The organism is Alcaligenes sp. SDU_A2, assembly GCF_038237375.1.
Classification (GTDB): Bacteria; Pseudomonadota; Gammaproteobacteria; order Burkholderiales; family Burkholderiaceae_B; genus Alcaligenes.
On record NZ_CP151273.1, the window covers coordinates 287,844 to 300,217 of the forward strand.

5 protein-coding genes are annotated in these 12,374 nt (G+C 57.3%); 2 read left to right on the top strand and 3 right to left on the bottom strand.

What is annotated here, in order from left to right; translation table 11 throughout:
• The first annotated feature begins 3 nt into the window (after positions 1-3).
• Both rpoB and rpoC read left to right on the top strand, forming a co-directional pair.
• Positions 4-4,116, top strand: a complete 4,113-nt coding sequence (gene rpoB / locus AADW57_RS01335) for a DNA-directed RNA polymerase subunit beta (RefSeq protein WP_341668266.1) — start codon at positions 4-6, stop codon at positions 4,114-4,116.
• The gene (rpoC, locus tag AADW57_RS01340) at positions 4,116-8,375 is read left to right on the top strand and encodes a DNA-directed RNA polymerase subunit beta' (protein ID WP_341668267.1); all 4,260 of its coding nucleotides are present in this window, start codon (positions 4,116-4,118) and stop codon (positions 8,373-8,375) included. Before rpoB ends, rpoC begins: the two co-directional genes overlap by 1 nt.
• Positions 8,376-8,635: 260 nt before the next feature.
• On the opposite strand, the gene azu is transcribed toward rpoC, so the two are convergent.
• The 3 genes from azu to AADW57_RS01355 all read right to left on the bottom strand — a co-directional run bounded on the left by azu (position 8,636) and on the right by AADW57_RS01355 (position 12,372).
• Positions 8,636-9,082 (bottom strand): azurin, encoded by a 447-nt coding sequence (gene azu, locus AADW57_RS01345; RefSeq protein ID WP_341668268.1) that lies wholly within the window; start codon positions 9,080-9,082, stop codon positions 8,636-8,638.
• A gap of 209 nt (positions 9,083-9,291) precedes the next feature.
• Positions 9,292-11,259, bottom strand: coding sequence for a CHASE2 domain-containing protein (locus AADW57_RS01350; RefSeq protein WP_341668269.1), 1,968 nt, complete (start codon positions 11,257-11,259; stop codon positions 9,292-9,294).
• Between the two features lie 21 nt (positions 11,260-11,280).
• Positions 11,281-12,372, bottom strand: a complete 1,092-nt coding sequence (locus AADW57_RS01355; protein WP_341668270.1) for a FecR family protein — start codon at positions 12,370-12,372, stop codon at positions 11,281-11,283.
• Positions 12,373-12,374: the final 2 nt, after the last annotated feature.

Below are 12,374 nucleotides of genomic sequence, written 5' to 3' on the forward strand. Positions count from 1 at the left end.
CTCATGCCTTATTCGTACACCGAAAAAAAGCGCATACGCAAGAGCTTCGCCAAACGTGAAGACGTACAGCAGGTTCCTTACCTGTTGGCTACCCAGCTGCATTCGTTCAGAACATTCTTGCAGAAGGATACGCTTCCTTCCCAACGCAAGGTGGAAGGTCTGCAGGAAGCTTTTAATTCTATTTTTCCAATAGTAAGCCATAACCAAATGGCGCGGCTAGAGTTCGTGAGCTATACGCTCGGCGAACCGGTGTTCGACGTCAAAGAGTGTCAGCTGCGCGGTCTGACCTATGCTTCCCCCCTGCGTGCCAAGGTACGTCTGGTCCTGATGGACCGCGAGGTGAGCAAGCCTACCGTCAAGGAAGTCAAAGAGCAAGAAGTCTACATGGGCGAAATGCCCTTGATGACGGAAAACGGCTCCTTTGTCATCAATGGTACCGAACGTGTCATTGTGTCCCAGCTGCACCGCTCTCCTGGCGTGTTTTTCGAACATGACCGCGGCAAGACACATAGCTCGGGCAAGTTGTTGTTCTCGGCCCGTGTCATTCCCTACCGTGGCTCCTGGCTGGACTTCGAGTTCGATCCTAAGGACGTTCTGTTCTTCCGTATCGACCGTCGTCGTAAAATGCCCGTCACCATCTTGCTCAAGGCCATTGGCCTGACGCCCGAGCAGATTCTGGCCCACTTCTTCGAGTTCGATCACATCGAGCTGCACCAGGAAGGCGGCAAGCTGCAATTCGTGCCCGAGCACTGGAAGGGCGAAGTTGCCCGTTTCGACATCACCGACCGCGACGGTCGTGTGCTGGTCGAAAAAGACAAGCGCATCAATGCCAAGCATTTGCGTGATCTGGGCGCTGCCAAGATCGAGTACATTTCTATTCCGGAAGATTTTCTTCTGGGTCGCGTGCTGGCCAAGAACATCATCAATGCCGAAACCGGCGAGGTGATTGCCAACGCCAACGACGAGATTACCGAGTCCATTCTGGCCGAAATGCGCGCAGCCAATGTGCGTGATTTCGAGACCCTGTACGTCAACGAGCTGGATCAGGGCGGCTTTATTTCCCAGACCCTGCGCGCCGACGAAACAGCGGACTCCAATGCTGCCCGCATCGCGATTTATCGCATGATGCGCCCCGGCGAGCCACCAACCGAAGAAGCCGTCGAAGCGTTGTTCCAGCGCCTGTTCTACAGCGAAGAGTCCTACGACTTGTCGCGTGTAGGCCGCATGAAGGTCAATAGCCGTCTGGGCCGTGGCGACACCATCGAAGGTCCGATGACGTTGACCGACGAAGATATCCTGGACACCATCAAGCTGTTGGTGAACCTGCGTAACGGCATTGGTCAAATCGACGACATCGATCACCTGGGCAACCGTCGCGTGCGTTGCGTGGGCGAACTGGCCGAAAACCAGTTCCGCGCCGGTCTGGTGCGTGTGGAACGTGCTGTCAAGGAACGTCTGGGCCAAGCCGAGACCGAAAACCTGATGCCGCATGATCTGATCAACTCCAAGCCCATCTCTGCGGCTGTTAAAGAGTTTTTCGGTTCTAGCCAGCTGTCGCAGTTTATGGACCAGACCAACCCCTTGTCCGAAATCACGCACAAGCGTCGTGTGTCGGCACTGGGTCCTGGCGGTCTGACTCGTGAACGTGCGGGCTTTGAGGTGCGCGACGTGCACCCCACCCACTACGGTCGCGTGTGCCCGATTGAAACGCCTGAAGGTCCGAACATCGGCCTGATCAACTCCATGGCGCTGTACGCTCGTCTGAACGAGTACGGCTTCCTGGAAACGCCGTACCGCAAGATTGTGGACGGCAAGGTCAGCGAGCAGATCGATTACCTGTCGGCCATCGAAGAAAGCAATTATGTGATCGCCCAGGCCAACGCCGAGCTGACCGAAGACGGTGCCTTTGCCGACGATCTGGTGGCTTGCCGCGAAGCCGGTGAAACCATGATGACGTCGCCCGAGAACGTGCATTACATGGACGTGGCACCTTCGCAGATTGTGTCTGTGGCTGCGTCGCTGATTCCGTTCCTGGAGCACGATGACGCCAACCGAGCATTGATGGGCGCCAACATGCAGCGTCAGGCCGTTCCTTGCCTGCGCCCTGAGAAGCCTTTGGTCGGTACCGGTATTGAACGTACTGTGGCTGTCGACTCGGGTACTACCGTGCAGGCCCGTCGTGGCGGCGTGGTTGTAGACGTTGACGCGCAGCGCGTCGTTATTCGCGTGAATGACGACGAGAACGTGGCTGGCGAGGTCGGTGTAGATATCTACAACATGACCAAGTACACCCGCTCCAACCAGAACACCAATATCAACCAGCGTCCTATCGTCAAGCGCGGCGATATCGTGGCTCGTGGTGATGTTCTGGCTGACGGCGCATCGACCGACCTGGGCGAATTGGCGCTGGGTCAGAACATGCTGATCGCCTTCATGCCCTGGAACGGCTACAACTTCGAGGACTCGATTCTGATCTCCGAGAAGGTCGTGGCTGATGACCGCTATACGTCGATCCACATCGAGGAACTGACGGTCGTCGCCCGCGATACCAAGCTGGGACCCGAGGATATTACCCGCGACATCAGCAATCTGTCCGAAGTGCAGTTGAACCGTCTGGACGATTCCGGCATTGTGTACATCGGTGCCGAAGTGCGTGCCGACGACGTGCTGGTCGGTAAAGTGACGCCTAAGGGCGAGACTCAGCTGACTCCCGAAGAAAAGCTGCTGCGCGCCATTTTTGGTGAAAAAGCCTCTGACGTTAAAGATACGTCCTTGCGCGTGCCTTCGGGCATGGTCGGCACGGTGATCGACGTTCAGGTCTTTACCCGTGAAGGCATCGAGCGTGACAAGCGTGCTCAGTCCATCATCGATGATGAGCTGCGTCGCTACCGCCAGGACCTGAACGACCAGCTGCAAATCGTTGAAGACGATGCCTTTGACCGTGCCTTGAAATTCCTGGTCGGCAAAACCGTTAACGGTGGTCCACGCAAGCTGCCCAAGGGCACCGAGCTGACCGCTGAATACCTGAACGACCTGGATCGTTGGCAGTGGTTTGATATCCGTCTGGCCAACGAACAGCATGCCGTGGTGTTGGAACATACCAAGGAATCCTTGGAGCAGAAGCGCCACCAGTTCGATCTGGCTTTTGAAGAAAAGCGCAAGAAACTCACTCAGGGCGATGAGCTGCCTCCTGGCGTGCTGAAAATGGTCAAGGTTTACCTGGCTGTTAAGCGTCGTCTGCAGCCTGGTGACAAGATGGCCGGTCGTCACGGTAACAAGGGTGTGGTTTCCCGCATCGTTCCTGTGGAAGACATGCCGCACATGGCCGACGGTACTCCCGTGGACATCGTTCTGAACCCGCTGGGCGTGCCTTCGCGCATGAACGTGGGTCAGGTTCTGGAAGTTCACCTGGGCTGGGCTGCCAAGGGCATTGGCCACCGCATCAATGACATGATGCAGGAAGAAAAGAACGTGCAGGTTTCCGAACTGCGCGCGTATCTGGACAAGGTTTACAACTCCGCCGGCAAGCAGACACGCATTGATGCACTGACTGACGATGAAATTGTGAACCTGGCCACCAATTTGCAGAAAGGTCTGCCATTGGCGACGCCTGTGTTCGACGGTGCCACCGAGCAGGAAATCGACCAGATGCTGCGTCTGGCCTATCCCGACGATATCGCCGAACATCTGCAACTGGCACCGCATCGCACGCAGGTTCGCCTGTTTGACGGTCGTACCGGCGAGGCGTTCGAGCGCATGGTCACGGTCGGCTACATGCACTACCTGAAGCTGCATCACCTGGTCGATGACAAGATGCACGCTCGTTCCACCGGCCCGTACTCGCTGGTGACTCAGCAGCCGCTGGGTGGTAAGGCGCAGTTCGGTGGTCAGCGTTTCGGGGAGATGGAAGTTTGGGCGCTGGAAGCGTATGGCGCCGCCTACACCCTGCAGGAAATGCTCACGGTCAAGTCCGACGACATCGCCGGCCGTACCAAGGTCTACGAGAACATTGTCAAGGGTGACCACGTGATCGACGCCGGTATGCCGGAGTCCTTTAACGTTCTGGTCAAGGAAATCCGTTCCTTGTCCCTGGACATGGATTTGGAGCGTAAATAATGAAAGCGCTACTCGATCTCTTTAAACAAGTCACTCAGGACGAGCAGTTCGATGCCATCAAGATCGGCATCGCCTCGCCCGAGAAAATCCGGTCCTGGTCTTTCGGTGAAGTCCGCAAGCCAGAGACCATCAACTATCGCACGTTCAAACCCGAGCGCGATGGTCTGTTTTGCGCCAAGATTTTTGGTCCTATCAAGGACTACGAATGTCTGTGCGGCAAGTACAAGCGCCTGAAGCATCGTGGCGTCATCTGCGAGAAGTGTGGCGTTGAAGTCACCGTCTCCAAGGTGCGTCGCGAGCGCATGGGTCACATCGAACTGGCCTGCCCGGTTGCGCACATCTGGTTCTTGAAGAGCCTGCCATCCCGTCTGGGCATGGTGCTGGACATGACCCTGCGTGACATCGAGCGCGTTCTGTACTTTGAAGCATGGTGCGTGATCGAACCTGGCATGACCCCGCTCAAGCGCGGTCAGATCATGTCCGATGACGATTTCCTGGCCAAGACCGAAGAATACGGCGACGACTTCCACGCCCTGATGGGCGCGGAAGCCGTGCGTGAACTGCTGCGTACGATCGATATCGATCGCGAAGTCGAGCGCCTGCGTGCCGAACTGAAAGCCACTGGCTCGGATGCCAAGATCAAGAAGATCTCCAAGCGTCTGAAAGTGCTGGAAGGCTTCCAGAAATCCGGCATCAAGCCAGACTGGATGATCATGGAAGTGCTGCCCGTGCTGCCACCGGACCTGCGTCCGCTGGTGCCACTGGACGGCGGCCGCTTCGCGACCTCCGATCTGAACGATCTGTACCGCCGCGTTATCAACCGCAACAACCGCCTGAAGCGTCTGTTGGAACTGAAGGCTCCGGACATCATCCTGCGCAACGAAAAGCGCATGCTGCAAGAGTCCGTGGACTCCTTGCTGGATAACGGTCGTCGCGGTAAAGCCATGACCGGTGCCAACAAGCGTCAGCTCAAGTCCTTGGCCGACATGATCAAGGGCAAGAGCGGTCGTTTCCGTCAGAACCTGCTGGGCAAGCGCGTGGACTACTCCGGTCGTTCCGTGATTGTGGTGGGTCCTCAGTTGAAGCTGCACCAGTGCGGTCTGCCCAAGCTGATGGCGCTGGAACTGTTCAAGCCTTTCATCTTCAACCGTCTGGAATTGATGGGTCTGGCTACGACCATCAAGGCAGCCAAGAAGCTGGTGGAAAGCCAGGAACCGGTGGTGTGGGACATCCTCGAAGAGGTGATCCGCGAGCATCCCGTGATGCTGAACCGTGCGCCTACGCTGCACCGTCTGGGTATTCAGGCTTTTGAACCGGTCCTGATCGAAGGTAAGGCGATTCAGCTGCACCCCCTGGTGTGTGCCGCCTTTAACGCTGACTTTGACGGTGACCAGATGGCCGTTCACGTGCCGCTGTCGCTGGAAGCCCAGTTGGAAGCGCGCACCCTGATGCTGGCCTCCAACAACGTGCTGTTCCCCGCCAACGGTGAACCGTCGATTGTTCCTTCCCAGGATATCGTGTTGGGTCTGTATTACGCGACCCGCGAACTGATCAACGGCAAGGGCGAAGGTCTGTTCATGACCGACGTGGCCGAAGTGCAGCGCGCTTACGACAACAAGGAAGTCGAACTGCAGACACGCCTGACCGTCCGTATCGAAGAATTCGAGAAGGGCGAGGACGGTGAGTGGGTCAAGACCATCAAGCGTTACGAAACGACGGCTGGCCGCGCCTTGCTGTCCGAAATTCTGCCCAAGGGCATGCCTTTCACTGCACTGAACCGTGCGCTGAAGAAGAAAGAAATTTCGCGTCTGATCAACCAGTCCTTCCGTCGCTGCGGCCTGCGTGCCACCGTGATTTTTGCCGACAAGTTGATGCAGTCCGGTTTCCGTCTGGCAACCCGTGGCGGTATTTCGATTGCCATGAATGACATGGTCATTCCATTGGTCAAGGAAGATATTCTGTCCCAGGCCAGCAACGAGGTCAAAGAGATCGACAAGCAGTACTCGTCGGGTCTGGTGACGGCTCAGGAACGCTACAACAACGTGGTGGACATCTGGGGCAAGGCCGGCGACCGTGTGGGCAAGGCCATGATGGAGCACCTGGCGACCGAGCCAGTGACCAACCGCTTTGGCGAAGAAGTACGCCAGGAGTCCTTCAACTCCATTTACATGATGGCGGACTCCGGTGCTCGTGGTTCGGCTGCACAGATTCGTCAGCTGGCTGGTATGCGTGGTCTGATGGCCAAGCCGGATGGCTCCATTATCGAAACGCCTATTACCGCGAACTTCCGTGAAGGTCTGAACGTACTTCAGTACTTTATTTCGACTCACGGTGCTCGTAAGGGTCTGGCCGATACGGCCTTGAAGACGGCTAACTCCGGGTACCTGACCCGTCGTCTGGTCGACGTGACGCAAGATCTGGTCATTACCGAAGACGATTGCGGCACCAAGGGTGGCTACACCATGAAAGCCATCCTGGATGGCGGCGAGGTGATCGAGCCCTTGCGCGACCTGATTCTGGGCCGCGTGGCAGCCTCGGACATCGTCAATCCCGACAACCAGGAACTGGTCATTCCCGCCGGCACGCTGCTGAACGAGGATCTGGTCGACCTGATCGACAATCTGGGCATCGACGAAGTCAAGATCCGCACGCCGCTGACTTGCGAAACGCGCCATGGTCTGTGCGCACACTGCTATGGTCGCGACCTGGGTCGTGGCGTGCTGGTCAACCGTGGCGAAGCCGTGGGTGTGATCGCTGCCCAGTCCATCGGTGAACCCGGCACGCAGCTGACTATGCGTACGTTCCACATTGGTGGTGCGGCATCGCGTGCTGCATTGGCCAGCTCGGTGGAAACCAAGACCGCCGGTACGGTGGGCTTTGAAATCGGTCTGCGTTATGTGACCAATGCCAAGGGCGAACGCGTGGCCATTTCCCGCTCTGGCGAAATCGTCATTTTCGACGACAACCGCCGCGAACGCGAACGTCACAAAGTGCCATACGGCGCCACCATTACGGTGGGCGACGGCGAGGTCATCAAGGCCGGTCAGCGTCTGGCCAGCTGGGACCCACTGACTCGTCCTATCGTGTCCGAGTACACCGGTACCGTCCGCTTCGAGAACATTGAAGAAGGCGTGACCGTGGCTCGTCAGGTGGACGAAGTTACTGGCTTGTCCACACTGGTTGTCATTACGCCCAAGACCCGTGGTGGCAAGATCACCATGCGTCCGCAGATCAAGCTGCTGAACGAACAGGGCCAGGAAATCAAGATCGCCGGTACGGATCACTTTGTGAACATTTCCTTCCCGGTCGGTGCTCTGATTACCGTGCGCGACGGTCAGCAAGTGTCCGTGGGTGAGATTCTGGCGCGTATTCCTCAGGAATCGCAAAAGACTCGCGACATTACCGGTGGTCTGCCGCGCGTGGCCGAGCTGTTTGAAGCCCGTTCGCCCAAGGATGCCGGTCTGCTGGCTGAAATCACCGGTACGGTTTCTTTCGGTAAGGACACCAAGGGCAAGCAGCGTCTGGTCATTACCGATCTGGACGGCGTCAGCCACGAGTTCCTGATTCCGAAAGAAAAGCAGGTCCTGGTGCACGACGGCCAAGTGGTGAACAAGGGCGAAATGATTGTGGACGGCCCGGCCGATCCGCACGACATTTTGCGCTTGAAGGGTATCGAGAAGCTGGCCAACTACATTGTTAACGAAGTGCAGGACGTGTACCGTCTGCAGGGCGTGAAGATCAACGACAAGCACATTGAAGTGATTGTTCGTCAGATGCTGCGCCGCGTGAACATTGTGGATGCCGGTGATACCAACTTCATCACGGGTGAACAGGTTGAACGCTCCGAACTGCTGAACGAGAACGATCGCGTTCTGGCCGAAAACGGTATTCCAGCGACGTACGAAAACGTGCTGCTGGGTATTACCAAGGCCTCGCTGTCGACCGACTCCTTCATCTCGGCGGCTTCCTTCCAGGAAACCACTCGCGTGCTGACTGAAGCGGCCATCATGGGTAAAACCGATGATCTGCGTGGTCTGAAAGAAAACGTGATCGTGGGTCGTCTGATTCCTGCTGGTACCGGCATGGCCTTCCATGCCGCCCGCAAGGATAAGGAAGCATTTGAAGTGGCCGAACGCAAGGCTGCCCGCGAACTGGAAAACCCGTTTGCATCGGCACCCGAGCCTTCGGACGATCCTGTGTTCGTGGCTGGTACCCCCGAACCCGAACAGCCCGAATCGCCTGCAAGCGATACGGAATAAGCGGTTCGTGCTTCTATCGCCCTGGAAACAGGGCGGTGGGATCGATCAAATCCCTACGCTGTTTTGCGGCGTAGGGATTTTTTTTGTCCATCACCGATTGACGCAGGCTTGTGACGTATTCTGGCCAAGTGCAGCCCTGCTGCATCACCATGTCCCTGCAAGTGGCTTGTTATGCCTACCCTATGTCTTGGTCGCGCAGGATCGTGTTTTGTTGTTGTCGGTCATTCAGATCGTGCGCGACAGGGCTTATGTTTACAAACTTAGCTGCCTAGTCCGAGCTTGCCGGTCATGACTGCCCAGTGGCCGGGGAAAGAGCAGAAGAATGCGTAGTCTTCACCAGCTTGTAGTTTGGCGACATCGAAGGTGACGGATGTGCTTTCGCCGCCGCCGATGACATCGGTATGTGCAATGACGCGGGAGTCGTTGGGTTTGACATAGTTGTTGTCCAGGCCGGCAGTCATGCCATCGGTAGCCACGGCTTTTTCGTCGGCTTTTTTGGAGATCACGACATTGTGGCCCATCGCGGTCTTGGGAATCTTGCCCGTGTGTTTGAGATGGATCGTGAATTGCTTGCATGTCTTGTCGACAACAATCTGCTTTTGGTTGAACTGCATGGCATCGTTACCTTCGATGGTAACTTCGCATGCGGCAAGAGCTGGCAGGCTGACCAGACCGAGAGTGGCGGTTAACGCAAGTTTGGCAAACATTGGATGTACTCCATGAAAACAGTCTTGAACAAGGCGCAGGATCACACATCCTGCTCCGGATTCTTAGCATAGACCTGGAGACTAGGTCAGGTACCTAAAGACTTGTTCGAGTAATGTTTTGTTCGCGGGAGTATCACCAGTGTGATAAGGTGAATGATTGCTCTTCTTGTTTGCGGGGCCAAACAGATCGTCCGTGCTGGGACAGAGATTCAGTACTGATCGGGCGCTTGTATGGCGGGCAGGGTGACGGTAAAGGTGCTGCCTTCCCCTGGCACGCTATGCAGCGTTATGACTCCGGCATGTTTGTTGACCACTATCTTTACAAAGGCCAGGCCTAAGCCGCTGCCTGCGGGGGTGTTGGTGTGCGCTTCGTGCGCGCGACGATACGGTTCAAACACGTCGGTTTGAAGTTCCTCTGGAATCCCCCAGCCGTGATCACGTACGTTAATGTGTATATTTGCCGCGTGCCGTTTCATCGTAATTTCGATGCGGTTACCGTCAGGACCGTATTTAATGGCATTCTGGATCAAATTGGCAAAGACGCGGCGCAGCATGGCGGCATTACCCAAGACCCAGGCTTGTTCGGTGTCGTCTTGAATGAGTTCGATATTGCGCTTGCTTGCGCTGGCCCAGGCGTCGTCCAGACAATCGGCCAGCAGGTCTGGAAGATTCAGGGGAGACAGCACCATTTCCATGGCTTCCGCACGGGCCAGACTGATGAAATTGTCAACCAGCTCCAGTGTCTGACTGGCATAGCCTTCCATTTTGTACAGCAGCTCGTCGGAAGACAGGCGGTGGTTGGTTTGGCGTTGCAGCGATGCCAGGGCCAGGATGGAGTTTTGGGGCGCGCGCATATCATGCGAAATAAATCGCAGGGTCTCTTCGCGCTTGGTCTGTGCCAGACGCAGTAATTCGATTGAACGGTGTAGCTGAGTCAGCCTGTGGGGTAGGTTGTGGGAATTTAGGCCGGATTGTGGTTGGCTGAGCGCAACGCGGATATCGGGATGATCCAGTTCTAGCGTGCGCAATTCTTGCATGACCTGTCGCAAGGCGGCTTCCTGGCTGCGCCAGTGCCAGAGCGGGTAGGCCAACATGATGGTAATCAAGCTGGCCATTGGAGGAACCCAAAGATCGAAGATGTGCATGGCGACCCAGTTCACCAGCAGAATGCTGATCAGTAGCCCCAACAGGCTGAGCAATGTGGATCGAGGGGATTGAGAGAGCAGTACCCGGCAGGCCAACAGGACGGGCAGACAGCAGGCCAGCGCAATCAGCCAGTTCGGTGGAATCAGTATCCAACGATCTTCGCGGGCGGACTGCAGCGTATTGGCCAGGATTTCCACTCCTGACATGGTCGCCATGTCGGCATTGGACATGGGCGTAGGAAAGACATCGCCCAACCCGCTTCCCCAGGCTCCGATCAAGACGTATTTATTCTGAAAAAAAGTGGGTGCAATCGCACCGCGCAGCACATCAATGTATGGCACGGTGTTGAAATGTCCCGGCCGTCCCGCGTAAGGGATGAAGTGAGTATTTTGATGCCGGGGCTTCAAGGCATGCATTGCCTGGGATACATCGCCGCCGGCCAGCAGCATGGCCACGGAAAAATGCGGCAGGACACGGCCCGACTGTGTGGTCTGCTGCAAAGAAACCTGTCGCACAACGCCGTCCGGGTCTGGCTCTATATTGATGTAGCCGGTCGCCTTGGCCGCGTCGTTCAGAATCGGCAGCGGCGTGTTGATTGCATCCCGACCGGCGTCGTAGACCAGCGGCAGTACGACGCGTCCGTGTTTGTGCATGGCGCGTGCAAAGTGCTCGTCGTCTTGGGGGTAGGCCGGATTGGGCTCCTGGAAAACGATGTCTATGCCCACCGCCCGCGCTTGGACGAGCTGTTCTAGGATCTGTGCGTGAACCTTGCGCCGCCAGGGCCAGTAGCCCAGGGCAGCGATGCTGTCGTCATCAATTGCAATGATGACAACGTCCGGTGCGGGCGTCCGGGGCAGGGCCGCAGACATGGTGAAGTCGTAGATCAAGTTGTTCAGCCGCCCTAGGGCAAAATCATCGCGCAGGGAGCTGAACAGCAAGGTCAGCAGCAACAGTAATATGGAGACCAGACGCCATTCTTTTCGTATCCGGTCGGACAGCAGATTGCTGTTCGATGTGCTTAGGGCGGACATGAGGCGTCGGGTCTTTGCTGATTAGAACTGGCTTAGCAGGATCGGATCACCGAAGCTGCTGACTACGGGTGTGCCATCGGAACTGGAGAGCGCGGCCGCGCCCTCGAAGCTGTGCAGCGTGTCGGGCCCCATCAGTCCGTGGCTGTCGATTGCGCGCACCATGACATAGTATGTCCCTGGACGTGGAGCACTGAATTGGATAGTGGTGTCGGTGACCAGTCGGCGGGATAACAGCATGGCACCGCGCGGGTCCAACGCGGTCTGCACCAGATAGGCCTGGGCTCCCGGAACCGGGTCTATGTTGCTGCTCCAGCGTCCGCCTTGGCGTTGTGGAACAGATACTTGTGGTGCGGGCAACAGCGGGGCAACGGCGACGATACGGCCGTCTGTGGTCACGGCAGCACCTTGGTTTTGTCTCAGCGCGGTGGGGGCTGTCTGTTGTTGGGTGCCCAGTGCGGCCTGTCCTGCCAGCACTTCGCTATGGGCGTGGCCGTCGCGCGTGCGCACGCGCAGTTCGGTGCCACGCACCCCGGTAATGCTGACAGGAGTGCGTACCTCGAAGCGTCCTACTCCTTGTTGATCGGGAGCGACCCGGGATTCGATATCACCGTCTTCGAGGGCGACGATTGAATCGATCAGGCCTGTGCCTTCAAAGGCGCGCATGCGCGCAACACGCAGGGACGCCGATGCCGGCACGCTGAGCTGGCTGCCATCGAGCAATTCCAGGGTCAGGTAGCCGTCCTGGCCGGTACGCACCTGGTCGCCTTCTTTCAGATGTGTGTGTCCCTCCGACAGGGTCTGGCCATTGACCTGAATCTGCCCGGCCTGGTGAACGATACGCGCCGGTGCCTCTACTTCGGGAATCATCTTAAAGGGAATGCGCAGCTCTTTGCCGATGGGCAGACGCGCTGGATCGGCAACGGTATTGAGTCGCTGGATGTGAGCCCAGTTGCGATCCTGGCGAGTGTAGGTGCCCGAAATGCCCAGCAGCGTATCGCCAGCCCTGACTTTGTAGATGAAGTCGTCGCCCTGTGCGCCAGAAGGCTGGGCCAGGGCGGTGCTGCCCCACAACAGGCCGCAGACAAGGGGGGCGGCATAGTGCAGTTTGATCATAG